Below are 24,609 nucleotides of genomic sequence, written 5' to 3'. Positions count from 1 at the left end.
TTAGAAGGTCTCCCAGTCGTCGTCGGACGCGCCGGCGGCCGCCAGCGACGGCTTCTCGCCGTTCAGCGCCGGGCGCACGAGCGCGGGTTTCGCGGCCGGCTTGTCCGCCGGCGCGACCGTCTTCGCGAGACGCGGGCCGTAACCGCCCGCCGCGGCGCCGCCACGTGAAGCCGCTGCGTCCTTCTGCGTACGCGCGGCGGCATCGGCCTCGCGCTTCGGTTCGGGGGCGGCGCCCGCGGCTGCCGCGCGCGACGCCGGCGCGGCGCGGCGTGCCGCCGGTTGGGCCGCCGCCTGCGGCGCCGGCAGCGCGGCGACCGGCGCACGGTCGCGCGATTCCGACGGCAGCGCGGCCGGTTCGTGCGCGATCGGCCGCGCGACGCCGCGCGCCGGCGCGAGCGCGATGCCGCCCGCGACACGCCAGCCCGACACGATCGCCTTCATCTGGCGCGTCTGCTCCTCGAGCGATGCAGCCGCGGCGGCCGCCTGCTCGACGAGCGCCGCATTCTGCTGCGTGACCGCATCCATCTGGCCGACCGCGCGATTGACCTGCTCGATGCCGGTCGACTGCTCGTCGGACGCGGCGCTGATCTCGCCCATGATGTCGGTCACGCGGCGCACGGCCTGCACGATCTCGTCCATCGTCGAGCCGGCGCGCGCGACGAGCGCCGAGCCGCTGTCGACCTTCTCGGCCGAATCGCCGATCAACTGCTTGATTTCCTTCGCGGCGCTCGCGCTGCGCTGCGCGAGCGAGCGCACCTCGCCCGCGACCACCGCGAAGCCGCGGCCCTGCTCGCCGGCCCGCGCCGCTTCGACGGCCGCGTTCAGCGCGAGGATGTTGGTCTGGAACGCGATGCCTTCGATCGTGCCGATGATGTCGACGACCTTGCCCGAGCTCGCCGCGATGTCCTGCATCGTCGACACGACCTGGCCGACCACTTCGCCGCCCTGCGTCGCGATGTCCGATGCATTCACCGCGAGCTGGCTCGCCTGCCGCGCGTTTTCCGCGTTCTGCCGCACGGTGCCCGTCAGTTGCTCCATGCTCGACGCGGTTTCCTGCAGCGATGCGGCCTGCTCCTCGGTGCGCTGCGACAGGTCGGTGTTGCCGGTCGCGATCTCGCGCGCGCCGACGTCGATCGACTCGGTGCCGCGATGCACCGCCTGCACCATCGTCGTGACGGCGTCCTGCATCCGCTTGATGCCGCCGAACAGGCGGCCGATCTCGTTGTTGCTGAACACGCTCACCGGCTGCGTGAGATCGCCGCCGGCGATGCGCTCGAAGTGCGCGATCGCGTCTTCCAGCGGCTTGACGATCAGCCCGCGCAGCGCGAAGCGAATCGCGATCACGACGACGAACGCGATCGCGATGCCGGCCGCGATCAGCGCGATCATCATCGAGATCTGCGACTGCGTCTCGGTCTGACGTTCTTCCGCGCGCTTCTGCAGCGCCGCGATCACGGCCGCCGCCGTCTGGTCGAACGCGACGAACATCGGGCTGATCTTCGTGTCGGCGATCGCGTGGTACGCCGCCATGTCGCCCGCGCGCGCCGCGGCGAATTCGGGCTCGACGCCTTCCTTCACGATCGTCGTATACCGTGCGGTGAGCTCGTCGACGAGCGCCTGCTCGATACCGGGTTTCGGCGTCGACTGGAACGCCTGCCAGTTCTGGTTCGACTTTGCATACAGCGCCTGCGCGCGCTCGAGCACCTTCGCGGCCTCGGCCGCATTGCCGGCTTCGGTCAGCGTACGGAAGCGGTCGAGCGCCACGCGCGAGCGCAGCAGGTGCGCGGCCGTGTCGTCGAGCGTGTGGATCGCCGGCAGGTCGACGTGCGCGATCTCGTCGAGCGAGCGGCTCGCGTGATTCAGCGCGTAGAGGCCGAGCCCGCCGACCGCGGCGGTCAGGCACACGAGGATGAGTCCGACCGCCGTGAGCGTCGTGCGGATCGACCAGTTATGCAACATTGCAGATTCTCCCGAAATTGCTGCGCGCGCGGCGCGCTTACCCGCCGAGCGTCTCGATCAGCGCCATTTCACGGCTCGACATCAGCTTCTCGATGTCCATCAGGATCAGCATCCGGCCGTCGACCGTGCCGAGGCCCGTCAGGTACTCGGTCGTCAGCGTCGCGCCGAATTCCGGCGCCGGCATGATCTGGTCGGTCTGCAGCGTCAGCACGTCCGACACGCCGTCGACCACCATCCCGACCACGCGGTTCGACACGTTCAGGATGATCACGACGGTCTGGTGGTCGTACTCGACGCGGCCGAGATGGAACTTGATCCGCATGTCGACGATCGGCACGATGATCCCGCGCAGGTTGATCACGCCCTTGATGAACTCGGGCGCGTTCGCGATGCGCGTGACGCTGTCGTAGCCGCGGATTTCCTGCACTTTCAGGATGTCGATCCCGTATTCCTCGTCACCGAGCGTGAACACGAGGAATTCCTGGCCCGTCGCGTCGCCGTGTTCCGCGTCGCGGCGGCTCGTTACCGCGTTCGCCGCGGCCGGATTGATCATTTGGACTTCAGCAGACACGTTTGCCCCCAATCGGTTGATGGCGAGAGTCAGAACATCGCGAGCTCGGCGCCGGCACGGGCGCCGTGCGTCGCACGGGTTTCGCGGTTCAGCGCCGCGACGTCGACGATCAGTGCGACGCTGCCGTCGCCGAGAATGGTCGCCGCCGAGATGCCGTGCACCTTGCGGTAGTTGGTTTCGAGGTTCTTCACGACCACCTGCTGCTGGCCGACCAGCTCGTCGATCAGCATCGCGAAGCGGCGCCCCTCGGTTTCCATGATCGTGACGATCCCCTGCGTCGGGTCGGTGCGCGCGTCGTCGACCGAGAACACCTCGTGCAGCGCGACCAGCGGCAGGTATTCGCCGCGCACGCGCACCACGCGCTCGCCGTTGCCGACCGTGTAGATGTCGTCGTTCGACGGCTGCAGCGACTCCATCACGAAGTTCAACGGCAGGATGAAGATCTCGCTGCCGACCTTCACCGACATCCCGTCGAGGATCGCCAGCGTGAGCGGCAGCACGATCCGCGTGGTCGTGCCGCGGCCGGCCTGAGACGAGATCTCGACGTGGCCGCCCATCGACTGGATGTTGCGCTTCACCACGTCCATCCCGACGCCACGGCCCGACACGTCGGTCACAGTCTCGGCGGTCGAGAAGCCCGGCGCGAAGATCAGTTGCCACACTTCGTCGTCGCTGATGTTCTCGGAGATCTGCATGCCTTGCTTCGCGGCCTTCGCGAGGATCCGCTCGCGGTTCAGGCCCGCGCCGTCGTCGCTCACCTCGATCACGATGTTGCCGCCGTGATGCGCGGCCGACAGCACGAGCTGGCCGACCGCATCCTTGCCGGCGGCGACGCGCCTGTCGACGGTTTCGATGCCGTGGTCGAGGCTGTTGCGCACCAGGTGCGTGAGCGGATCGATGATCCGTTCGATCAGGCTCTTGTCGAGCTCGGTCGCCTGGCCGAACGTGACCAGCTCGACCTGCTTGCCGAGCTTGCCGGCGAGGTCGCGCACGAGCCGCGGGAAGCGGCTGAACACGTAGTCCATCGGCATCATGCGGATCGACATCACCGCTTCCTGCAGGTCGCGCGCGTTGCGCTCGAGCTGCGCCATCCCGTTGAACAGGCGGTCGTGCAGCGCCGGATCGAACGCACTCGCCGTCTCGGCCAGCATCGCCTGCGTGATCACCAGTTCACCGACGAGGTTGATCAGTTGATCGACCTTCTCGACGCCGACGCGGATTGAGCTGCCTTCGGCGCCGCCCGCGGCCGCGGCGGCCGGGCGGGCGCGCTTGTCGTCGTGATGCGCGGCGGCCGGCGCCGCGTGTTCGGCCGGTTGCGGTTGAGCGTGCTGTTGCGGCTGCGGCTGCGCTGCGGCCGCGGGCGGCTCGGCCGGTGCCGGCGCCGGAGCGGCCGGCTGCGGTGCGGCAGCCTGCGGCGCGAACACCTCGACGCGCGCGGGCTGCGCGGCGGCGGCCGCTTCGGCAGCCACGGCGGTGTCCTGCGCGACGGCCGGTGCCGCCTGCGCGGCCGGCGCCGTGCCGTGCGCAACGCGGATCTGGCTTTCGTCGATCACGAAGCAGCACACCGCGACGATATCGTCGGACGGCACGTCCGATTCGACCCACAGCGACAGGTCGGCGCCCGCTTCCTCGCGGCCGACGATCCGGCCGAGGTTGCCGAGTTCCTCGGTGAGCAGCGCCTGGTCCTTCGCGTCGACGCCGACCAGCGTGATCTTCAGGTGCGGGCCGCCGGCGTCGGCCGCCGGATGCGCGGCCGCGACGGCCTGCTCGACCACATGGTCGGGCGCACGGTCGCCGCCGGCGGCGGGCGCGGCGGGCGGCGCCACGGCTGCGGCAACCGGGGCAACCGGGGCGGCCGGCGCGGGCTCGGCTGCGGCAGCGGATGCACCCGCCCCGCTTTCGGCCTTCAGCCGCTCGAGCTTTGCGCAGATCGCCGCGGCGGCGGCCGCGTCCGGTTCGGCGCTCGCGCGGTAGTCGACGAGCTGGTCGGACAGCACGTCCTTGGTCTCGAGGAACGCGTCGACCATGTCCTTGGTCAGCGTCAGCTCATGGTTGCGTGCGCGGTCGAGCAGCGATTCGAGGATGTGCGTCGTATCGGTCAGCGCGGAAAAGCCGAACGTCGCCGCGCCGCCCTTGATCGAATGCGCAGCGCGAAAGATCGCCGCCAGATCCTCGGGATCGGGCGAATCGACGTCGAGATTCAGCAGCAGCTGCTCCATCTGCGCGAGCAGCTCGTCCGCTTCGTCGAAAAAGGTCTGGTAGAACTGAGTGATGTCGAGAGTCATGCCCGGTCACCGGTTGAATTCGTCGCGTTCATGTCAGGAGGCAGCCGGCTCGGACAGCGTGGCGACCAGGTCGACCAGCACGCCCGGGTCGATCGGCTTTTCGATCCAGCCGGTCGCACCCGCGTCGCGTGCGGCGTCCTTGAACGCGTCGCTGCCCTCGGTCGTCAGCACGAGGATCGGCGTGTCCGCGTACGCGCTCAGCTTGCGCAGCGCGGCGATCACCTCGAGCCCGCTCTTGCGCGGCATGTTCTGGTCGGTCAGAACCAGGTCGTACGGCGCCGTCGCCGCCATGTCGAAGCCGGCTTCGCCGTCCGGCGCCACCGTCACGTCGTAGCCGGCCTGCGCAAGCGTGGCCTGCAGCAGCGCACGCATGGTCGCGGAGTCGTCGATGGCGAGAATGGTTCGGATCATGTCTGTCTCGGAAACGTCAGGGTTTCGGCGCCACGGCAACGGCGCTCGCCACGACCGGACGCACCGCCGGCGCCGGGCCGCCGAGCTGCTGCGCGAGCAGCTTCGAACCGGCCGCGTCGGCGGACAGCGTCGTCGTCGTCGCGTCGTCGCGCATCAGCGCTTCTTCGGATTTGCGATTCAGCACGATCACGCTGATCCGGCGGTTTTCCGGATCGAGCGGATCGGCCTTGTTCAGGTTCTGCGTCGACGCGAGGCCCAGCACGCGCAGCACTTTCGCCTCGTCCATGCCGCCGGAGATCAGCTCGCGGCGCGACGCGTTCGCGCGATCGGCCGACAGCTCCCAGTTGCTGTAGCCGCCCTCGCCGCCCGCGTACGGCACGGCGTCGGTATGGCCCTGGACGATGATCCGGTTCGGCACGTCGTTCAGCGTCTTGCCGATCTCGCGCAGGATGTCGCGCATGTACGGCTCGACGTGGTCGCTCGACATCGCGAACATCGGCCGCTTCTGCGTATCGACGATCTCGATGCGCAGCCCCATCAGCGTCGAATCGATGCGGATCTGCTGCTTGAACTGGCGCAGCGTCGGATTGGCCTCGATCGCGGCCATCAGCTTGATCTGCAGGTCGTGCAGGCGCGCCTGCTCGAGCCGTTCGAGCGCGCCCTGCGCCTGCGCTTGCGCATGCTCGTCGACCGGCTTCGCGACGCGCTCGGCGAGCGACGTCGTGCCGTCGGTGCGGCGCAGCGTGCCGGCGTCGACGCTCGACAGGTCGCGGCCGCCGCCGTTGATGATGCTCGCGTCCTGCGAGCTGCGATCGCCGCTGCCGAGAATCGCGGCCTTCAGCGGCATGTTGAAGTATTCGGCGATCCCCTTCAGCTGCACCGGCGTGACCGAACTCAGCAGCCACATCAGCAGGAAGAACGCCATCATCGCGGTCATGAAGTCCGCGTACGCGAGCTTCCATGCGCCGCCGTGGTGGCCCTTCTTCGCCGGGGCCACCCGCTTGACGACGATCGCGCGATCCTTGCTCTTGCTCATCGGTCGCTCCGCGTCACTTCGCCTTCACGCGGCGCACATGTTCTTCGAGCTCGGAGAACGACGGGCGCTCGGTGGAGAACAGCACCTTGCGGCCGAACTCGACCGCGATCGCCGGCGCATAGCCGTTCAGCGTCGCGAGGATCGTCACCTTGATGCACTGGAACATCTTGGTCGACTCGGCAACGCGCTGCTCCGCGAGGCTCGCGAGCGGCCCGATCAGCCCGTACGACAGCAGGATCCCGAGGAACGTGCCGACCAGCGCCTGCGCGATCATCGCGCCCAGCACCGCGGGCGGCTTGTCGGCCGACGCCATCGTGTGCACGACGCCCATCACAGCCGCGACGATGCCGAACGCCGGCATCGCGTCGCCGACGCGCATCAGCGCGTGCGCCGGGCCTTCGCCTTCCGCGTGGTGCGTCTCGATCTCCTCGTCCATCAGGCTTTCGATCTCGAACGCGTTCATGTTGCCGCCCACCATCAGGCGCAGGTAGTCGGTCAGGAATTCGACGATGTGGCGATCGGCGAGGATCTTCGGGTATTGCGTGAAGATCGGGCTCTTTTGCGGATCGTCGATGTCGGCCTCGAGCGTCAGCGTGCCTTCCTTGCGTGCCTTCGCGAGCAGCACGTAAAGAAGCGCCATCAGCTCCATATAGACGTCCTTCGTGTATTTCGAGCCCTTGAAAAGCGTCGGCAGCACGCGCAGCGTGGCCTTGATGGTCTTGCCGCCGTTGCCGAGAATGAACGCGCCGACGCCGGCGCCCACGATCATCAGGATCTCGACCGGCTGGATCAAGGCGCCCAGATGCCCGCCTGCCAGCGCATAACCGCCGAAGACGGACAACAGCGTCACGAGTGTTCCCACGATAATCAGCACTGCCTGTCCCTCACGAAAGACCGGCGGGGAGACCGCCGTTAAACAGGTTTACGGCAGTCGGCAGGAAAACTTTCGCGGCCGCCCGGCGGCGGCCCGACGGTGTTTACCAGAGCAATGCGCAGACGATTCGCGCGGCCCGCGGGCGTCGCCCGTGCGCCGCGCGCGCCCCGTCCTGCCTTGCCCGGCCTGGCGCTCAGGCCGCGGCGGCGGCCAGTTCGGCGCGCGCGGCGGCGGCCTTGCGGGTCTTGCCGGCGCGCGACGGCGGCTGGCACAGCCCGCACACGAAACCTTGATGCGGATCATGCGCGTGCGCGACGAAGTGGCCGCCGCAGCGCGTGCACGGCGTCATCTGCAGCATCCCCGAATCGAAGAAGCGCACCAGCGTCCATGCCCGCGTGAGGCTCAGCGCGGCCTCGTCGCCGGAGAGGTTCACGTGCTCCAGATAGAGCCGGTACGCCTTCACGATCGACTGGATCGGCTCGCAGCGGCCGTGGTCCTGCATGAACCGGTAGATGTTGTAGAACAGCGACGAGTGGATGTTCGGCTGCCACGTCATGAACCAGTCGGTCGAGAACGGCAGCATCCCCTTCGGCGGCGACACGCCCTTCAGTTCCTTGTACAGCTTGATCAGACGGTCCCGCGACAGGCTCGTCTCCGCCTCCAGCAGCTGCAGCCGGGCGCCCAGTTCGATCAGTTCGATGGCGAGGGTGATTTCCTTCACCTCGATCACGACGCTTTTGCTTGCCATGGTGATAACCGTCCGCTTGACGTTGTTCGAATCAATAGCCGATACGCTGCCGGCCGGCGCGGCACGCCGGGACAGACGCAAGGCGGGATGGATCAGCGGACGCCTTCGACCTGCTGCCCGGCCATCAGGATGGCCGAGTGGGCGTGCGTGACGACGTCGCTGCGGCCCTTGTCGGCGAGCGACGACAGCAGCGCGTGATCATCGAAGCGGAAGCGGCACAGCATCTGGTTCGACGCAGCCAGCTTCACGGTCTGGGCGAGCGTGAGGTTGGCGAGCACGTCGGCGAGTTCCTGGGAAATGCCCATGCGGAACATGCCCATCGCCTTGTCTTCCCGCAGCAGGCGCTGCGCGAGGAGGAGGTACGACAGGTTGACCTCTTTGATCTCACTGAGCATTTCGCTGGTGGCGCTCATGATTCCCCCGTTAAAAAACTTTGCTTTGGCCGTTCATGTTATGAAAACGTTTGCTCGATCAGTGCGCACCGGGCGCTCAGTCGGCTCGTTTATAGTCTTACAGGGCGAATTTTGGCCAAACGGGATTTATGTCGGTATCAGCGAAGTGGCGTATGCCATGCAGGATTTGTCTGTAAACCGTGTAGGAATTTTTCCGACAAGGCGAATTGAAAGGGACAGTCGGAAAACGGGTTGCAACGCGGATTCGGTTGCGAGGGGTCTAGTGGCCGCCGCGCGCGTGGCGCAAGGCTTGCCGGCAGGGCTGCCGACAATCGGATCGGTAAAAATTATAGTGGTTTTTCACGATAGCGCAACAATAGTTATGGCTGTGGCAATTCACGATTCCGCGCCCTTTTTCTCGGGGTTTTCGCGTATTTCATCGTGTAACAAGCCTTAAGTGTTTGAAAAAACACTCGAACCCCTCAGGGCGATATCGATAATGGACTCGAATGGGCGGCGGCGCGAGCCGTGCCGGCCCGCCCCGCAGCTTGCCGACCGGCGCCCCGCGCACTCCGCCCAAGGCCCGGCCACGTACCGCCAACCGCGTGCGTCGGCAAGTTCCGCAACCTTGTACGGATCCGCACCGGCGCCGTCGCGCCGTCGGATCGACACAGGAGAACACCCATGCGAATTGCCCAGATCGCGCCGCTTTACGAAGCCGTCCCGCCGAAACTCTACGGCGGCACCGAGCGTGTCGTGTCCTACCTCACCGAGGCGCTCGTCGAGCTCGGCCACGACGTGACGCTGTTCGCCAGCGGCGACTCCGTCACGTCGGCCCGCCTCGAGGCGGCGTGGCCGCGCGCGCTGCGGCTCGACCCGTCGGTCCGCGATTCGATGGCGCCCCATATGCGGCTCCTCGAGCAGGTCGCCCGGGTCGCGCACGAATTCGACGTGCTGCACTTCCACCTCGACTACCTGCCGTTCCCGCTGATGTCGCGCCTCGACACGCCGTACGTGACGACGCTGCACGGCCGCCTCGACCTGCCGGAGCTGCAGCCGGTGTTCGACGCGTTCCCGGATTCGCCGGTCGTGTCGATCTCGAACAACCAGCGCAAGCCGCTGCCGCAGGCCGCGTGGGCCGGCACCGTGTACCACGGGCTGCCCGACACGCTGCTCACGCCGCAGCCGGACGTGAAGCCCGAATATCTCGCGTTCCTCGGCCGGATCTGCCCCGAAAAGCGTGTCGACACCGCGATCCGGATCGCCGCGCAAAGCGGGCTGCCGCTGAAGATTGCCGCGAAGGTCGACAAGGCCGACGCGGACTACTTCAAGGAAGTGATCGAGCCGCTGCTCGACCAGGCGCATGTCGAATTCATCGGCGAGATCAACGAAGCGCAAAAGCCGGCGTTCCTGTCCGGCGCGAAGGCGCTGCTGTTCCCGATCGACTGGCCGGAACCGTTCGGCCTGGTGATGATCGAGGCGATGGCCTGCGGCACGCCGGTCGTCGCGTTCAACCGCGGCTCGGTGCCGGAAGTGATCGAGGACGGCGTGACCGGCTTCATCGTCGAAGACGTGCAGGGCGCGGTCGGCGCGCTGCACCGGATCGACAGCCTGTCGCGCAGCGCGATCCGCGCGCGTTTCGACACGCGTTTCAGCTCGAAGGCAATGGCGCAGCGTTACGTCGAAACTTACGAATCGCTTTGCGCGGCAACCAAGCAACCGGCATTGCGCCGGGTCGCGGGCGCCTGACACGGAAATCCGCGCGGAAAATATTCCGGAAAATCCGCGCCGAAATCGGCGCGCAAAACAAAAGAGCCGCATCGTCGATGCGGCTCTTTCTATTTGGCGGGCGCTCACTCGATCAGGAAACGATCGCGGTTTTTGCCGGCGATCCAATTCGGCGGCTTGCCGCGCCCGCTCCAGGTTGCACCCGACTTCGGATCGCGGTATTTCGGCGGCAGCGGCGCCTTCTTCGGCGGTCGCCCGCGCCGCGCCCGCTCCGCGAAGCCCAGGTCCTGGGCCGTCAGGCCATACTCGGCAATCATTCGCTGGACATCGGCAATCACCGCTGCCACTTCCTGGCGGCGCACGTCGTCCGCCTGGGCTTGCAGATCGGCGATCTGCGCCTTGAGTTTCGCGTATTGAGACATTTTTCGACTCCCCTTTTCGATGATGCGGCCCCGGCGAATCCGGCCGGGACACCAACATCCGTTACGTCATCCGCACTGCCGCCCTGCCCTTCGAAATAAATGCTGCCATCTTTAACCGAATCGCCTATATCGAGAATGCGGACTTATTCTAATAAAAGGCATTCGTCAGCCATTCAAATTTAACAATCGTTTACCCTCTTGGACCCGATTCATTTCCTATAATCCAGACCAATTCCAGACGACGAAATAAATTCGTTGCGTCGTCCGGGGTCTTCAACCCACTTGAACGAGGTCCTTAGATGAATCTTTCTCAGCGTCTCGCTGCAGAGGTATTCGGCACGTTCTGGCTGGTGCTCGGCGGGTGCGGAAGCGCCGTGCTGGCCGCCGCCTTTCCGGGCCTCGGCATCGGTTTTGCCGGCGTCGCACTCGCCTTCGGCCTGACCGTACTGACGATGGCATTCGCAATCGGCCACATCTCGGGTTGCCACCTGAATCCGGCGGTGAGCGTCGGCCTGACGGTCGCCGGCCGCTTCCCGGCACGCGATCTCGCGCCGTACATCGTCGCGCAGGTCGTCGGCGCCACGCTCGGCGCGTTCGTGCTGTACCTGATCGCAACCGGCAAGCCGGGTTTCGATGTCGTCGGCAGCGGCTTTGCGACGAACGGCTTCGGCGATCGCTCGCCCGGCCACTACTCGCTCGCCGCATCGTTCATCTGCGAAGTCGTGATGACGGGCTTCTTCCTGTTCGTGATCCTCGGCGCGACCGACAAGCGCGCGCCGGCCGGCTTCGCGCCGATCGCGATCGGGCTGTGCCTGACGCTGATTCACCTGATCTCGATCCCGGTCACCAACACGTCGGTGAACCCGGCGCGCTCGACCGGCCCGGCGCTGTTCGTGGGCGGCGACGCGATCGGCCAGCTCTGGCTGTTCTGGGTCGCGCCGCTGATCGGCGCGGTACTCGCGGGGATCATCTACCCGCTGGTCGCCGGGCGTGACGACGCCGTCGACCTGCTGCCCGCATCAGCTCGCACAAGCGAATAAAACACTACGGGGTCAAGCGAGCAGAGCAGCGAGCCTCACGCTGTCGAAGAACATCGAGGCAGGCAATTTCGACGGGCGCCCCTGGCGCCCGTTTTTCATTTCCGCGCGGAAAACGCGCCCGGCGCGGGCGCTCAGGACGCGACGACGTCGCCTTCGAGCGAGAACAGCGTGCGCAGGTGGCGCGCGACGCCCGCGTCGAAGTTGTTGCCGATCCGCGGGATGTGCGGCAGTCGCGCCACCAGGTCGGGGTTCGCGTTGTTCATCATGAATGCGTGACCGGCGGTTTCGAGCAGGTCGATGTCGTTCATGTTGTCGCCGAACGCGATGCAGTGGCCGGCGTCGATGCCGAGCCGCGCGAGCACCGTGCGCAGCGCGCGCCCCTTCGACACGTTCGCGGTCATCACTTCGAGGCAGTCGGGCAGCGAGTACGTGACGTACAGCGTATCGCCGAACTGCACGCGCATCTGCTCGGCGACGACCGCCAGATCGGCCGGTTCGCCGATATACAGCACCTTCGCGATAGCCGCGCCGTCGTGCGCGGCCATGTCGATCACTTCGTACCGGAAGCCAGAATCCTGGTGGAATTCGAGCAGGTGCGGCGCTTCGCGGTCGATCAGCCAGCCGTCGTTGGTGAACAGGTTGACGATCACGCGGCCGTGCGCGCCGACGACTTCCGGCTGCACGAGGCTGCGCACGACCGCTGCGTCGATGTCCTGCGCGTGGATCGTCGTGTCGTCCGGCGCATGCACGCGCGCGCCGTTCGACGTGATCAGGTACGGCCGGATGCCGAGGACATCGCGAATGCCGGCGACGTCCGCGTAATGGCGCCCCGTGGCGATCACGAACTGCACGCCGTCGCGGTCGAGCCGGCGGACGGTGTCGATCGTGTACGGGTCGAGCTGGTGGTCGCTGTTCAGCAGCGTACCGTCGAGATCGGTGGCGATGACTTTGTACATGGGACGGGGGAGTGGCGCTCGCGGCACGGAGGAAGCGTCATTTTAACGTCGTGCCCGACAGCGCGCCGGACGGTTGCCGGCCCCGCGCCGCCCGAGGCGCTGCTGCGGCGCGGCATCTTCCGCACGCGCCGCTCACCTTGGCCGCCCTCCGCGGCCCTAGCCGACCCAGCCGACCCAGCCGACCTAGCCGACCTAGCCGACCTAGCTCACCTAGCTCACCTAGCTCACCTAGCTCACCTAGCTCACCTAGCTCACCTAGCAGCCCTCCGCGGCCCGCAACGCCTGCAGCGCGAGCCGCAGCGCACCATGCGCAGAATCGTCTAGCGGCGCGCGCAGCCGCGCGGCGTGCCGCACCGGCACGGCCGGCGCGAGCGCGTCCGCCAGCCCGCCGCACAGTGCGACCGGCAGCGCCTGCTGCGGATCGAGCGCGTCGATCATCTTGCCGATCTCGTCGCCGGCTTGCGCGATCAGCGCGCTCGCGACCGGGTGCGCGCGGTGCGCGAACACGATCGGCGCGAGACGCGCGTAGACCGTCTGGTTCGCGTCGCACGACCACTGGACGAGCGCGTCGCGATTCTGCGCGCCCGTTTCCGCAAGGAGTGCGGTGGCGAACGCGTCGCGCGGCACGCGACCGTCGAGTGCCTGTTGCGCATAGGCGAGCGCGCGCAGGCCGAGCCACGCGCCGCTCGCCTCGTCCCCGGACGGAAAACCGAAACCGCCCGCGATCCGGCACGCGCCGGCCGCATCGAGCGCCGCGGCGATGCTGCCGGTGCCGAGCGCGACGATGAGCCCCGGCGCGCCGCCGTGCGCGCCGACGACAGTCGTGTACGCATCGCTTTCGATCGCGAGCGCTTCGAGCGGTGCCCGTGCGCGGAACGCGGCGAGCCACGCCGCGTTGTTGACGCCGGCGAGCCCGCAGCCGAGCGCGCACTGCGACCACTCGAACGCGAGACCGGCCTGCGTGAACGCGTCCGCGCAGGCCGCGCCGATCGACGCCCATGCGCGCTCGATACCGAGGCCGAGCCCCGACGGGCCGCCACGCCCCTGCGCCAGCTCGCGCCCGTGCCGGTCTGCCAGCACCGCGCGCGTGCCCGTGCCGCCACCGTCGATGCCGATCGCAAAAAGTAATGCCGCCATGCCTTCATCCCGCTGATTCGAACAGGCGCCAAGCTTAACCGGATCGGCGCCGCGCGCCCATCTGCCGTTCGGCCGGCTATCCCGCCCAAAGGGCTTCCGCTATGCTGGCGCGATCGAATCGACACTGAAGACGAGGCAGACGATGTCGCAGCGGTGCAACTGGGTGAAGACGGAAGCGGACGCTCACTATCACGATACCGAGTGGGGCGTGCCGTCGCACGACGATCGCCACTTGTTCGAAATGCTGATCCTGGAAGGCGCGCAGGCCGGGCTGTCGTGGTCGACGATCCTGAACAAGCGCGCGGGCTATCGCGAAGCATTCGCCGATTTCGACGTCGACGCCGTCGCGCGCTTCACGCCCAAGCGCATCGAGAAATTGCTGGAGAACCCGGGCATCGTTCGCAACCGCGCGAAGGTCGAATCGGCGGTGACCAACGCGCGCGCGGTGCAGCGCATCCGGGAAGAGCACGGGTCGCTCGCCGCGTTCCTGTGGTCGTTCGTCGGCGACACGCCGGTTCAGAATGCGTGGCAGTCGTACCGCGACGCGCCCGCGTCCACCGAACAGTCCGACGCGCTCAGCAAGGCGCTGAAGGCGTACGGCTGCAAGTTCGTCGGCTCGACGATCTGCTATGCGCTGATGCAGGCGACCGGCATGGTCAACGATCACGAAGCCGGCTGCCCTTGCCACGCACGATGCGCGGCGCTCGGCGGCAAGCAGCCGGCACGCCTGCGCCAGGCGGGCTGACGGCGCCGGTGCAAACTCGGTCGGACGCCGCGCCGCCACCCTGCGGCGGTGGCACCGTCCGCCTGCCGCTCGTTACTTGCCGTTCGGCCTTTACCGCGCCGCGCGCGACGACGCCGATACGGCCGCCCGCGCGCTTCGCGTAGCTCGCACGCGTGCGCTGCGCTTCTTCACCCAGATGCAGACGCCCGTCACGCTCAGCATCGCGATCACGATGCCGAGCATGCTCACGGCGACACGTCCGGCGACACCGGCGATCCGCCCCGAGTGCAGCGGAAACTGCGCCTGCATGAACAGGTCGCCGGCCGAACCGCGGCCCGGCACCTGCGCCGCGACGGGCTTGCCGGTCACCGCATTCCAGTACAGCCACGCGTTGCCGAGCCCGACGTCGCCATGGTCGTTGCCGGGCGTGAAGAACCCGACCGCGTAAGCGTTCATCGCAGGGGCGAACAGCAGCGCGCCCGGCGGCGCGGCGATCCCCGCGTCGCGGCCGGCCGAGCGCGCGATCTCGACGATCCGCTCGCGCGGCAGCACCGGGCTGCCCGGCGGGGCCGGCGGGAAATGTTCGGGATTCGTGTACGGCGTTTCGGCGAGCGGCGACACCAGCGAGACCAGCGGGCGCACGACGGGCACGGCGAGGTTCATCGAAATCGACGTGACCGCGACGACGAGCAGCAGCCCCCACACCCACACGCCACCCGAGCGGTGCAGGTCGAACACGAGCGGATAGCCGCCGCGCCGCACGCGGAACGCGAACGACTTGCGCCAGCTTTTCAGGTTCGGAAACGCGAGCACGAGCGCGATCAGGCTGTCGATCGCCCACACGATGCCGACGACGCCCATCACCCAGAACCCGAAATTGATCCCGCCGTACACGGGCAGGAACAGCGAGTAGTGCAGCCGGTAGATGAACGGCATCAGGTCGAGCCGCGCGAGCGACGGCGCGCCCCATTCGCGGCGGCCCTGCACCCTGCCGGTCGCGGGATCGACGGCGATCTGGCTGAAACCGAGTGCGTACGGCTGGCCGGTCGCCGGATCGGTACGCGGCATCACGCCCGCCTGCAGCGTGTGCCCCGGTTCGATCGCGAGCGGCAGATAGGTCACCTGCACGCGCGGATCGGCGGCTTCGATACGCGCCGCGAGCTCGAGCGGCGCAAGCGGCGCCGCGCCGCTGCGCGCGGTATAGAAAGCCGGGTTCAGCGCCGCATCGAGTTCATGGTCCCACGCGATCAGCGCGCCGGTGAGCCCCGCGACGAACAGGAACAGCGCGATGGCGAGCCCGAACCAGCGGTGCAGGCGCACGAGAAACGGTCGCAGGAACGCGTTCATCGCGTGCGCGGCGCAAGAAAAGCGGGCCGGCACGAGCGGCGGCCCCGATTCGACGGGATGCAGTTCATTTCATGGCGAGCGCCGCGCAACGGTCATCCGGTCGGGCCCGGCGAGGCCGGATGCCCTTGTACGCGGCATGGAATTGTTGCGCGGTTGGCGGGTTTTGATACGATGCGCGACATTTTAACGCAATGCGAATGATTCTTACTCGCATTTTTACTCGCTCGCCATGACCGTCTGCCTCGCCCGCCCGCCTGTCCGTCCACGCCGCGTGGCCGCCGCCCTCGCCTGCCTTGCCGCGTCGCTCGCGCACGCAGACGATTCGCCCGGCGACGCCGCGGTACTGCCCGCCCTCAACATCACGGCCGCGCATGATTCGCCGCAACACTTGACCGACACGATCTCGACGGGTGCGCTCGGCACCCGCCGCCAGCTCGACACGCCGTTCTCGACGACCATCGTCACGTCGGAAGAGCTCGAGGCCCGCCAGCCGTACAAGCTCGGCGACGTGTTCGCGAACGACGCGTCGGTGTCGGACAACAGCGGCGCCTACAGCGCCTGGGCCAGCTACATGACGGTGCGCGGCATGCAGCTCGACTGGCAGAACGGCTACAAGATCGACGGACTGCCGTTCGTCACGTACGGCATCACGATGCCGTACGAGCAGCTCGATCGCGTCGAACTGCTGAAGGGGCTCGGCGGCTTCCTGTATGGCTTCGTGACGCCGGGCGGCGTCGTCAACTACGTGACGAAGCAGCCGGGCGCCGAACCGGTGCGCAGCGTCGACATCGGTTACCGGAGCACCAACGTGTGGACCGAGCATGTCGATCTCGGCCAGCGCTTCGGGCCCGACCACATGTTCGGCGCGCGGCTGAATGCGACCCACGAGGAAGGCAAGACCTACAACGACGGCAACATCCGCCGCGACAGCGTGTCGCTCGCGCTGCAGGCGAACCTGACGCGCGACCTGTCCGTGTCGTTCGGCGCGCTGTACCAGGACCGCCGCACGACGGGCCAGACGCCGTCGATCTTCACCGGCAGCTATCCGGGCGGCGCGCTGCCCGCGACGATCAGCGGCGGATCGACGAACCTGGGCGGCAAGGACCAGTACCTGAACACGAACCTGCAGCTCTATACGACCGGGCTGCAATACCAGCTCGCGCCCGACTGGCAGCTCGACGTCACGTACAGCTACAGCAAGGCGACGCGCCGGCGTAACGAAAGCACGCTCTACCTGCAGGACGCGGCCGGCAACTACACCGACAGCCGCTACGTCGGCATGGAGGATCACCGCTTCAGCCAGTGGCGCGCGATGGTCGAGGGCAAGGTACGCACGGGCCCGTTCAGCCACCAGATCGTGCTCGGCGCGTCGTGGCAGAAGCAGGCGAACGACTATTCGGCGAACAGCGTGTTCGTGCCGCTCGGCGCCGGCAACCTCTATGCGCCGAATCCGTACCGCTACGAGAGTCCGCACGGTTTCATCCAGTACCGCACGAGCGAGATCGTGCAGAAATCGCTGTTCGCGAGCGACACCGTGCAGTTGACCGAGCGCTGGTCGGTGCTGGCCGGCGTGCGCTACATGAACTACGCGCAGCGCGCGTTCCAGGCGAGCGGCGCCGAGGCCCCCGGCTATCGCCAGAACGGCGTAGTGACGCCGACCTTCGCGGTGATGTTCAAGCTCGCGCCGACGACCACCGCGTACGCGAGCTACGCCGAGTCGCTCGAGCCCGGCAGCCGCGTGAACGACGTCTACGCGAACACGGGCCAGGTGCTCAAGCCGTTGCGCAGCAAGCAGTACGAGCTGGGGATCAAGAGCGAGCACGCGCGCTGGAGCGCGACGGCCGCGCTGTTCCGCATCGAGCGCAGCGCCGAATACGCGAACGCCGCGAACGTCTACGTGCAGGACGGCGAATCGATCATTCAGGGGATCGAGGTCGGCGCGCGCGCGAAATTCGGCGCGCACTGGAACGCGGGCGTCGACGCGATGCTGCTCGACGCGTGGTACGCGAACGGGATCGGCAACAATGGCAACCGCGTGGCCGGCGCGCCGCGCTTCGTGCTCGCCGGCGACCTCGGCTATGCGGTGCCGGGCGTGCCGGGGCTGACGCTCGGCGTCGACGCGAAATTCACCGGCGCGACGCCGCTGCGCGCGGCCGGCGGCCTCGACGCACCGGGCTTTCTCGTCGTCAACGCGGGCGCGCGTTACCTGACGCGGGTCGGACGGCACGACGTGACGCTGCGCGCATCGATCGACAACGTGTTGAACCGCCGTTACTGGGAATACCAGTACGCGGACTACGTGAAGCCGGGCGACCCGCGCACGGTGAGCCTGAGCGCGAAGATCGATTTCTGAACGCCGCGGCCGGCGGCCGCAACCCGCTGGCCGCAGGGTCTCGCCAGCCGGCGGGAACACCCACGCCGCAATGGCCTCGGGATTTTCCCGGCCCGCCAAAGCAAAACGGCGGAGCGGCCTCTTTCGAGGCACACTCCGCCGTTTTGCGGCGAACCGGCAGACGCTCTTAGTGGAGCTTCTTCGGCAGCATCTGGCTGCGCAGACGCTTGTGCAGGCGCTTGACGGCTGCTGCCTTCTTGCGCTTGCGGACTGCGGTCGGCTTTTCGTAAGACTGGCGCTCACGCAGTTCAGCGATCAGGCCATTTTTTTCGATAGCGCGACGAAAGCGGCGAATCGCCACTTCGAACGGCTCGTTTTCTTTCAGAAGAATCGTCGTCATGTCGTTCCTAAATTGCTTAAACGGTCAAAAACGTAGCGGCCAAGCGCCACGCACCGGCCATCCGAGCGTCCCCACAACAGGCGAAACGAGCGGAAATACGGCCTCGGAGGCCGGAAAAGAGAGGCGGAAAGCACCGCGAGTACGCTTCACAACCGCGTGCAGCGCCGCGTTTGACTGCCAGCAGACATGCCGAAACCGGCAAAGGCGTGACAGAAAATCTCAATTCAGCCCGCCATGATAGCAGGGAATCACAGACAAAACCACCCTTTTGTCGGTCGTGTGCGCACAGCATCGCGACTGCGTCTCTGCACCGGTTTCTGCCCCGTTTAACCCGGCGCCACGCTGCGCCGTTCCGAAATGACAAAGAAGGATAAAAAATCGGGCCGAATCTGCAAGCGCCCCTCAAGTTTTGTTTTGGTACGCCGAAATCCTGCTCTGAGGCGGCCAGCAATGAACGAGTGCTTCCGCCGACGCCAAAACGGCTTTCCAGGGCTTTCGGCTTACACAGGAGATTTTTCCATGCTCGGAATTAACAGCAACATCAACTCGCTGGTTGCACAGCAGAACCTCAACGGCTCGCAAAACGCCCTGTCCCAGGCCATCACGCGCCTGTCGTCGGGCAAGCGCATCAACAGCGCAGCGGACGACGCAGCAGGCCTCGCGATCTCGACCCGGATGCAGACCCAGATCAACGGTCTGAACCAGGGCGTGTCGAACGCCAACGACGGCGTGTCGATGATTCAAACGGCTTCGAGCGCACTGTCGTCGCTGACGAACAGCCTGCAGCGTATCCGCCAGCTGGCCGTCCAGGCGTCGACGGGCACGATGTCCACGACCGACCAGGCAGCACTGCAGCAGGAAGTTTCGCAGCAGATCCAGGAAGTGAACCGTATCGCGTCGCAAACGACGTACAACGGCACGAACATTCTCGACGGCTCGGCAGGCATCGTGTCGTTCCAGGTCGGCGCGAACGTCGGCCAGACGATTTCGCTGGACCTGAGCCAGAGCATGTCGGCTGCGAAGATCGGCGGCGGCTTGGTGCAGAAGGGCCAGACGGTTGGTACGGTAACGGGTCTGTCGCTCGACAACAACGGTGCGTACACCGGTTCGGGCGCAACGATCACCGCGATCAACGTGCTGTCCGACGGTAAGGGTGGCTACACGTTCACCGATCAGAACGGCGGCTCCATCTCGCAAACCGTTGCACAGTCGGTGTTCGGCGCAAACGCAACCACCGGCACCGGAACGGCAGTTGGCAATCTGACGCTGCAGACCGGCGCAACCGGCGCGGGCACCTCCGCGGCACAACAGACGGCAATCACCAACGCGATCAGCCAGATCAACGCCGTCAACAAACCGGCTACCGTGTCGAACCTCGACATCAGCACGGTCAGCGGGGCGAACGTCGCGATGGTGTCGATCGACAACGCGCTGCAGACGGTGAACAACGTGCAGGCGGCACTCGGCGCGGCACAAAACCGTTTCACGGCAATCGCCACGTCGCAGCAGGCAGAATCGACCGACCTGTCGTCGGCACAGTCGCAGATCACCGACGCGAACTTCGCGCAGGAAACCGCGAACATGTCGAAGAACCAGGTGCTGCAGCAAGCAGGCATCTCGGTGCTCGCACAGGCGAACTCGCTGCCGCAGCAGGTCCTGAAGCTCCTGCAGTAATCGCGTAGCAACCCACGGCCGGGCCCCGCGTAACGCGCGGCCCGGCCGCAGGCACTTGGCGCGCGGGGTGTCGCCCCACCGCCAAGTCTCCACCCAGAATTCCACGGATCATCCGCCGCACGGAGCACTACGATGTCGACGATCAATTCCGCCGTCACTGCCGCCAACAATTCGGCCAACAGCCAGCTGCAACAGGCTGCCCAATCGATCATCAGCGGTTCGACCGGCAACTCGTCGATGGACGTCAACTCGCTCGTGACGGCACTCGTCAATGCGAAAACCGCCGGTCAGGCCGCCGCGCTCAACGCGCAGCAAAGCAGCGACAACACCCAGATTTCCGCGTACGGCGCGCTGTCGGCCGCGCTGAGCGCACTGCAGGCCAGCCTCACGACGCTGTCGAACGGCTCGCTGCAGAACACCTTCACCGCGACCGCGAGCGGCACCGGCCTCACCGCGACCGCGGGCGCCGGCGCGGTGGCCGGCAGCTATTCGGTCGGCGTCACGCAGATCGCGACGTCGCAATCGCTGTCGTCGGCCGCGTTCGGCGCGTCGACCGCGCTCGGCACCGGCACGATGACGCTGTCGCTCGGCAGCCAGTCGTTCACGGTCGACGTGAACAACACCAACAACACGCTGTCCGGCATCGCCGCCGCGATCAACACCGCGACCGGCAACCCGGGCATCGTCGCGTCGGTCGTCAACGGCAGCGACGGCGCGCACCTCGTGCTCAGCTCGACGCCGACCGGCGCGGCGAGCACGATCGGCGTCGCGCTCAGCAACGTCGCGGGCGACAACGGCTTGTCCAGCCTCGGCGTCACGTCGACGGCCAGCACGACGGGCGGCCAGTCGACGATCACGTCCGCGAACGGCAGCGCCGCGTGGAAGCAGAGCACGGCCGCGCAGGACGCCGCGTTCACGATCAACGGGATCGCCGGCACGAGCGCGAGCAACACCGTGACGAGCGCGATCACCGGCGTCACGCTGAACCTGACCAGCGCCGCCGTCAGCGCCACGCAGCCGCAAACGTTGACGGTCGCGACCGACACGAAATCCCAGGCCGCCGCGATCAACAACTTCGCGACGCTCTACAACACGCTCGTCACGACGATGGGCTCGCTGTCGAGCTTCACGTCCGGCGCGTCGTCGCAAGGCCCGCTGCTCGGCGACTCGACGCTCAACACGATCAAGAACGCGCTCGCGTCTATCGTCGCGAGCGGCGTGAACACCAACGGCTCGACGGTCAACCTCGCGTCGATCGGCGTCACGCTGCAGGCCGACGGCACGCTGAAGGTCGACAGTACCGCGCTCAACGGCGCGCTGCAGAACAATCCGACGGGCGTCGCGTCCCTGTTCAACTCGACGAACGGGATCGGCGAGCAGTTGACGACCAACATCACGAACTACACGAAGACGAACGGCCTGATCGCCGCGCGCACGACCGCGCTCAGCAACGATCTGAAGAACGTCGCCCAGCAGCAGACTACGCTGACGAACTACGCAGCACAGCTGACCACCCAGTACCAGGCGCAGTTCACCGCGCTCAACACGCTGATGGCGACGATGAACACCAACTCGCAATACCTGACCCAGCTGTTCGGCGGCGCGAACAGCGGCGGCGCGCTGGCGAACAACAAGAGCTGACCGCTAGCCGGACAGGAGAGCCCCGATGGAACAGACCGAACTGATCGCCCGGATCGACGCGCTGACCGACTCGATCGAACACGCGGCCACGATGGCCGACTGGGCCGAGGCCGTGCGCCTCGCCGATGCGCGCTGGCAGCTCGTCGCGCTGCTCTCGACCGACCAGCCGCCCGTCGGCATCGCCGCGATCCGCCGCATGCAGGTCAGCAACGACCGCATCTTCGCCGACGCGCAACGCGCGCAGCAGGAGCTGACCGACGAATACCAGGCGGCGATGAGCCGCGTGCAGGCCGTCGGCCAGTACCAGAGCATCGCGAGCCGTTAAGACGCGCCGCGCGGCGTGCTCGACATGCGCGCCGCCCACCCGACAACAAGAACTACGCGCTGATGTGAGGGCGTGCTCGTTCGCCTCCCCGCCCGCCTCGTGCGGGCGTTTTTTTAGGCACTGCCGGCAGCACCGCCCGGCTTGAGCCGACCGGTCAATCGGCCAAACTGACCGGGCTTTTCCCGTCACCTCGCGGCATCGGCGCGACGACCCGCTACCGATAATGGTATCGACCGACTTTCCGCAGATTTCATCATGTTCTCGACCGAACCGCCCGCCTCCGCCGCGCTCACGCCTGAACAGCAGCTTGCGCAGGACATTGCGCTCGTCATGGAGAACGCGCTCGAGCGCCAGCGCAGCGGCGCGTTCGACGACGCCCGGGCGCTGTACGAGGCCATCCTCGACGCGGTGCCCGCGCATGGCGATGCACATTACAACCTCGCGGTGCTGATGGTCGATACGGGCCGGGCGGCCGACGCGGTGCCGCATTTCGAAGCCGCCATCGGCGCGAACCCGGACAACGGCTACTACTGGGTCAGCTACATTCATGCGCTGCATCGCACCGGGCAAACGGCCGCCGCGTGGATCGCGGTCGAAATCGCGCAGCAGCGCGGCGTGCACGGCCCGGCGCTCGACGGGCTGATCGCGCAATTGGCGTCGCCCGCCGTCGTGCTCGCGACGGCAGCGGTCACGGCCCCGAGCGACATCGACACGGCGATCGTCCTGGAAATCGCGGCCGGCGCGACGGCCGAACAGCGCGACGCCGGCAAGCCGATCCGTCGCCCCAATCAGACGCTGCTGCAAAAGCACGCGGCGCTGTTCGACAGGAACAAGCACGCGGAAGCCACCGCGCTTGCGCGGCAACTGGTCGCCGACTACCCGAAAGACGGCGCATGCTGGCGCGCGCTGTCCGCATCGCTTCATCGGGAAGGCCGCTTCGCAGAGATGATCGAGGCCGGCTTTCGTACGATCGAATTGCTGCCGGATGAATTACTCGTGCGCATGCTGCTCGCCGATACGCTGCGGATGATGAACCGTCTCGCGGAGGCCGACGAGCAGTGCACGCGCCTGCTCGAGCTTCAGCCCGATCACCCGGAGGCCTTCCGGATTCGCGGTCTCGTGCTATTCGCGCTGCGCCGCACGGATGAAGCGATCGCGGCCTGCCGACGGGCGGTCGAGCTTGCGCCCGGCGCCGCTGCACCGTGCGGCACGCTCGGCTTCGTGCTGCTCGAACAGGGCGCAACGCAGGAAGCGATAGGCTGGCTGAAGCGCTCGATCGAAATCAACCCGACCGACAGCATCACCCACAGCAGCATGCTGTTCTGTATCGCGCACAGCAGCGACTTCGATCCGCAGACGCTCGTTGCGGCACACCGCAAGTTCGGCGAGCGCTACGGCAATCACAAGCGCAAGCGCGCGGCGGTGTTCTCAAACCCGCGCGACCCGGCGCGCAAGCTGCAGGTCGGCTTCGTGTCGGGCGACCTGTTCAGCCACGCGGTCGCCTCCTACGCGGTGCCCGTGATCGAGCATCTCGCGGCCGATCCCGGCGTTGCGATGCACTTCTACCACAATCACTTCGAGGAAGATGACACGTCCGAGCGTTTCAAGGCCCACGCGACGACCTGGCGCAATGTCGCCGGCATGAGCGACACGGCCTTCCTCGAACGCGTGCGCAACGACGGCATCGACATCGTGATCGACCTGTCGGGCCATACCGGCCGCAACCGGCTCGTTGCGCTCGCGCAGCGCGCGGCGCCGGTTCAGGCATCGTGGATCGGCTATCCGGCCACGACCGGGCTCGCCGCAATGGACTACTACCTGACGGACCGCTTCGTCGCGCCGCACGGCGCATTCGACGACCAGTTCGTCGAGCAGCTCGTGCGGCTGCCGGCGATCGCGCCGTTCATGCCGCCGCCGAACTGTCCGCCCGTGAACGTGCTGCCGGCGCTGCACAACGGCTATACGACTTACGCCAGCTTCAACCGCCTGAACAAGCTGAGCCCGCACGTGATCGAGGTTTGGGCGCGCGTGCTGCACGCGGATCCGGCCGCCCGCATGGCGCTCGGCGCAATCGGCAATGCCGGCGACCAGCGCGTCCTGACCGAATGGTTCGCCGCGGCGGGCATCGACGCCAACCGCCTGACGTTTCACCGGCGCTCGAACATCCCCGTCTACATGCAGCAGCATCACGGCGTCGACCTCTGCCTCGACGCGTTCCCGTACACCGGTTCGACGACGACGCTGAATGCGCTATGGATGGGCGTGCCGACCGTGACGATCCCCGGCGCGACGATGGCCGGGCGCGGTAGCGCGGGCTGGCTGCAGCATGTCGGGCTCGATGCGTACATCGCGACGGACGAGGACGATTTCGTCGCGAGGGCGCTGGCGCTCAGCCGCGACACCGCCGCGCTACAGGCGCTTCGCGCCGGCCTGCGCGCGCGCTGCGGAGCGTCCGCCGCGTTCCGCCCGGCCGTCGTCGCGGCCGGGCTGTCGTCGGCGCTGCGCACGATGTGGGCCCGCTGGTGCGCGGGAGAGCCCGTCACCGCATTCGACACGCCGCTGTTCGACGACGTGACAATCGCACAGGCCGCGGCCGACGCCTGAGCG

The 24,609-nt window shown here is 67.2% G+C and carries 21 protein-coding genes; 8 read left to right on the top strand and 13 right to left on the bottom strand.

The annotated features are described in order from the left end of the window. The 8 genes from WT24_RS00790 to flhD form a co-directional block, all read right to left on the bottom strand. Positions 1 to 1,959, bottom strand: a complete 1,959-nt coding sequence (locus WT24_RS00790; RefSeq protein WP_060030471.1) for a methyl-accepting chemotaxis protein — start codon at positions 1,957 to 1,959, stop codon at positions 1 to 3. Between the two features lie 37 nt (positions 1,960 to 1,996). Further along, positions 1,997 to 2,512: a chemotaxis protein CheW gene (cheW, locus tag WT24_RS00785; protein ID WP_059503277.1), complete on the bottom strand. Its 516-nt coding sequence runs from the start codon at positions 2,510 to 2,512 to the stop codon at positions 1,997 to 1,999. Positions 2,513 to 2,559: 47 nt separating this feature from the next. Then, a complete protein-coding gene (cheA, locus tag WT24_RS00780; RefSeq protein ID WP_060030469.1) occupies positions 2,560 to 4,815 on the bottom strand; it encodes a chemotaxis protein CheA in 2,256 nt (751 codons plus the stop codon). 33 nt (positions 4,816 to 4,848) lie between these two features. Beyond that, complete coding sequence (locus WT24_RS00775; RefSeq protein ID WP_034209581.1) at positions 4,849 to 5,226, bottom strand: response regulator; 378 nt, start codon at positions 5,224 to 5,226, stop codon at positions 4,849 to 4,851. Positions 5,227 to 5,242: 16 nt separating this feature from the next. After that, positions 5,243 to 6,262, bottom strand: coding sequence for a flagellar motor protein MotB (motB, locus tag WT24_RS00770; RefSeq protein WP_059503271.1), 1,020 nt, complete (start codon positions 6,260 to 6,262; stop codon positions 5,243 to 5,245). Positions 6,263 to 6,275: 13 nt separating this feature from the next. Continuing rightward, positions 6,276 to 7,136 carry a flagellar motor stator protein MotA gene (gene motA / locus WT24_RS00765; protein ID WP_059503269.1) on the bottom strand — a complete coding sequence of 287 codons (861 nt, stop codon included), beginning with the start codon at positions 7,134 to 7,136 and terminating at the stop codon, positions 6,276 to 6,278. Positions 7,137 to 7,329: 193 nt separating this feature from the next. Next, positions 7,330 to 7,884, bottom strand: coding sequence for a flagellar transcriptional regulator FlhC (gene flhC / locus WT24_RS00760; protein WP_034209584.1), 555 nt, complete (start codon positions 7,882 to 7,884; stop codon positions 7,330 to 7,332). Between the two features lie 92 nt (positions 7,885 to 7,976). Next, positions 7,977 to 8,297 carry a flagellar transcriptional regulator FlhD gene (flhD, locus tag WT24_RS00755; protein WP_034209585.1) on the bottom strand — a complete coding sequence of 107 codons (321 nt, stop codon included), beginning with the start codon at positions 8,295 to 8,297 and terminating at the stop codon, positions 7,977 to 7,979. A gap of 663 nt (positions 8,298 to 8,960) precedes the next feature. Here flhD and WT24_RS00750 point away from each other — a divergent pair. After that, the gene (locus tag WT24_RS00750) at positions 8,961 to 10,025 is read left to right on the top strand and encodes a glycosyltransferase family 4 protein (protein ID WP_059503267.1); all 1,065 of its coding nucleotides are present in this window, start codon (positions 8,961 to 8,963) and stop codon (positions 10,023 to 10,025) included. A gap of 104 nt (positions 10,026 to 10,129) precedes the next feature. Here the strand turns inward: WT24_RS00750 and WT24_RS00745 are convergent, their stop codons facing one another. Next, entirely contained in the window at positions 10,130 to 10,426 is a 297-nt protein-coding gene (locus tag WT24_RS00745) for an H-NS histone family protein (protein WP_034183894.1), read from the bottom strand. Positions 10,427 to 10,725: 299 nt separating this feature from the next. Here WT24_RS00745 and aqpZ point away from each other — a divergent pair, with 299 nt between their 5' ends. Next, positions 10,726 to 11,466 carry an aquaporin Z gene (gene aqpZ / locus WT24_RS00740; RefSeq protein WP_059503265.1) on the top strand — a complete coding sequence of 247 codons (741 nt, stop codon included), beginning with the start codon at positions 10,726 to 10,728 and terminating at the stop codon, positions 11,464 to 11,466. Between the two features lie 131 nt (positions 11,467 to 11,597). On the opposite strand, the gene WT24_RS00735 is transcribed toward aqpZ, so the two are convergent. Further along, entirely contained in the window at positions 11,598 to 12,422 is an 825-nt protein-coding gene (locus WT24_RS00735) for a Cof-type HAD-IIB family hydrolase (RefSeq protein ID WP_059790339.1), read from the bottom strand. Positions 12,423 to 12,677: 255 nt separating this feature from the next. Then, on the bottom strand, positions 12,678 to 13,559 hold the full coding sequence (locus WT24_RS00730) for a BadF/BadG/BcrA/BcrD ATPase family protein (RefSeq protein ID WP_060030466.1): 882 nt from the start codon (positions 13,557 to 13,559) through the stop codon (positions 12,678 to 12,680). Between the two features lie 142 nt (positions 13,560 to 13,701). On the opposite strand from WT24_RS00730, the gene WT24_RS00725 reads away from it, so the two are divergent. Then, entirely contained in the window at positions 13,702 to 14,304 is a 603-nt protein-coding gene (locus tag WT24_RS00725) for a DNA-3-methyladenine glycosylase I (protein ID WP_060030463.1), read from the top strand. 90 nt (positions 14,305 to 14,394) lie between these two features. Here the strand turns inward: WT24_RS00725 and WT24_RS00720 are convergent, their stop codons facing one another. After that, on the bottom strand, positions 14,395 to 15,630 hold the full coding sequence (locus WT24_RS00720) for a PepSY domain-containing protein (protein ID WP_060030460.1): 1,236 nt from the start codon (positions 15,628 to 15,630) through the stop codon (positions 14,395 to 14,397). 229 nt (positions 15,631 to 15,859) lie between these two features. Here WT24_RS00720 and WT24_RS00715 point away from each other — a divergent pair, with 229 nt between their 5' ends. After that, a complete protein-coding gene (locus tag WT24_RS00715) occupies positions 15,860 to 17,983 on the top strand; it encodes a TonB-dependent siderophore receptor (RefSeq protein ID WP_060030457.1) in 2,124 nt (707 codons plus the stop codon). Between the two features lie 166 nt (positions 17,984 to 18,149). Here WT24_RS00715 and rpsU read toward each other — a convergent pair whose 3' ends face one another. Further along, on the bottom strand, positions 18,150 to 18,362 hold the full coding sequence (gene rpsU / locus WT24_RS00710; protein WP_006401410.1) for a 30S ribosomal protein S21: 213 nt from the start codon (positions 18,360 to 18,362) through the stop codon (positions 18,150 to 18,152). A 519-nt stretch (positions 18,363 to 18,881) separates the two neighbouring features. Here rpsU and WT24_RS00705 point away from each other — a divergent pair. The 4 genes from WT24_RS00705 to WT24_RS00690 all read left to right on the top strand — a co-directional run bounded on the left by WT24_RS00705 (position 18,882) and on the right by WT24_RS00690 (position 24,606). After that, positions 18,882 to 20,036 (top strand): flagellin, encoded by a 1,155-nt coding sequence (locus WT24_RS00705; protein WP_060030455.1) that lies wholly within the window; start codon positions 18,882 to 18,884, stop codon positions 20,034 to 20,036. A 132-nt stretch (positions 20,037 to 20,168) separates the two neighbouring features. Beyond that, positions 20,169 to 21,677, top strand: a complete 1,509-nt coding sequence (fliD, locus tag WT24_RS00700; protein ID WP_059503251.1) for a flagellar filament capping protein FliD — start codon at positions 20,169 to 20,171, stop codon at positions 21,675 to 21,677. A 25-nt stretch (positions 21,678 to 21,702) separates the two neighbouring features. After that, positions 21,703 to 22,002 carry a flagellar protein FliT gene (locus tag WT24_RS00695; protein WP_034209594.1) on the top strand — a complete coding sequence of 100 codons (300 nt, stop codon included), beginning with the start codon at positions 21,703 to 21,705 and terminating at the stop codon, positions 22,000 to 22,002. A 255-nt stretch (positions 22,003 to 22,257) separates the two neighbouring features. Beyond that, positions 22,258 to 24,606 (top strand): tetratricopeptide repeat protein, encoded by a 2,349-nt coding sequence (locus WT24_RS00690; RefSeq protein ID WP_060030452.1) that lies wholly within the window; start codon positions 22,258 to 22,260, stop codon positions 24,604 to 24,606. The last annotated feature ends 3 nt before the right edge of the window (positions 24,607 to 24,609 follow it).

The sequence above is a fragment of the Burkholderia sp. MSMB1078WGS genome (assembly GCF_001528895.1).
In the GTDB taxonomy this organism is placed as follows: domain Bacteria; phylum Pseudomonadota; class Gammaproteobacteria; order Burkholderiales; family Burkholderiaceae; genus Burkholderia.
The sequence above is the reverse complement of the archived record's forward strand: the minus strand, read 5'-3'. Positions and strand labels throughout refer to the sequence as shown.

What these genes read in the sequence shown, in the direction of transcription:
- fliD (WP_059503251.1), top strand. Translation starts at nt 20,169, where the DNA reads ATGTCGACGATCAATTCCGCCGTCACTGCCGCCAACAATTCGGCCAAC.
- WT24_RS00750 (WP_059503267.1), top strand. Translation starts at nt 8,961, where the DNA reads ATGCGAATTGCCCAGATCGCGCCGCTTTACGAAGCCGTCCCGCCGAAA.
- WT24_RS00745 (WP_034183894.1), bottom strand. Translation starts at nt 10,426, where the DNA reads ATGTCTCAATACGCGAAACTCAAGGCGCAGATCGCCGATCTGCAAGCC.
- motB (WP_059503271.1), bottom strand. Translation starts at nt 6,262, where the DNA reads ATGAGCAAGAGCAAGGATCGCGCGATCGTCGTCAAGCGGGTGGCCCCG.
- cheA (WP_060030469.1), bottom strand. Translation starts at nt 4,815, where the DNA reads ATGACTCTCGACATCACTCAGTTCTACCAGACCTTTTTCGACGAAGCG.
- WT24_RS00715 (WP_060030457.1), top strand. Translation starts at nt 15,860, where the DNA reads ATGACCGTCTGCCTCGCCCGCCCGCCTGTCCGTCCACGCCGCGTGGCC.
- cheW (WP_059503277.1), bottom strand. Translation starts at nt 2,512, where the DNA reads ATGATCAATCCGGCCGCGGCGAACGCGGTAACGAGCCGCCGCGACGCG.
- WT24_RS00720 (WP_060030460.1), bottom strand. Translation starts at nt 15,630, where the DNA reads ATGAACGCGTTCCTGCGACCGTTTCTCGTGCGCCTGCACCGCTGGTTC.
- WT24_RS00705 (WP_060030455.1), top strand. Translation starts at nt 18,882, where the DNA reads ATGCTCGGAATTAACAGCAACATCAACTCGCTGGTTGCACAGCAGAAC.
- WT24_RS00730 (WP_060030466.1), bottom strand. Translation starts at nt 13,559, where the DNA reads ATGGCGGCATTACTTTTTGCGATCGGCATCGACGGTGGCGGCACGGGC.
- WT24_RS00690 (WP_060030452.1), top strand. Translation starts at nt 22,258, where the DNA reads ATGTTCTCGACCGAACCGCCCGCCTCCGCCGCGCTCACGCCTGAACAG.
- rpsU (WP_006401410.1), bottom strand. Translation starts at nt 18,362, where the DNA reads ATGACGACGATTCTTCTGAAAGAAAACGAGCCGTTCGAAGTGGCGATT.
- WT24_RS00735 (WP_059790339.1), bottom strand. Translation starts at nt 12,422, where the DNA reads ATGTACAAAGTCATCGCCACCGATCTCGACGGTACGCTGCTGAACAGC.
- WT24_RS00695 (WP_034209594.1), top strand. Translation starts at nt 21,703, where the DNA reads ATGGAACAGACCGAACTGATCGCCCGGATCGACGCGCTGACCGACTCG.
- WT24_RS00775 (WP_034209581.1), bottom strand. Translation starts at nt 5,226, where the DNA reads ATGATCCGAACCATTCTCGCCATCGACGACTCCGCGACCATGCGTGCG.
- WT24_RS00790 (WP_060030471.1), bottom strand. Translation starts at nt 1,959, where the DNA reads ATGTTGCATAACTGGTCGATCCGCACGACGCTCACGGCGGTCGGACTC.
- flhD (WP_034209585.1), bottom strand. Translation starts at nt 8,297, where the DNA reads ATGAGCGCCACCAGCGAAATGCTCAGTGAGATCAAAGAGGTCAACCTG.
- aqpZ (WP_059503265.1), top strand. Translation starts at nt 10,726, where the DNA reads ATGAATCTTTCTCAGCGTCTCGCTGCAGAGGTATTCGGCACGTTCTGG.
- WT24_RS00725 (WP_060030463.1), top strand. Translation starts at nt 13,702, where the DNA reads ATGTCGCAGCGGTGCAACTGGGTGAAGACGGAAGCGGACGCTCACTAT.
- flhC (WP_034209584.1), bottom strand. Translation starts at nt 7,884, where the DNA reads ATGGCAAGCAAAAGCGTCGTGATCGAGGTGAAGGAAATCACCCTCGCC.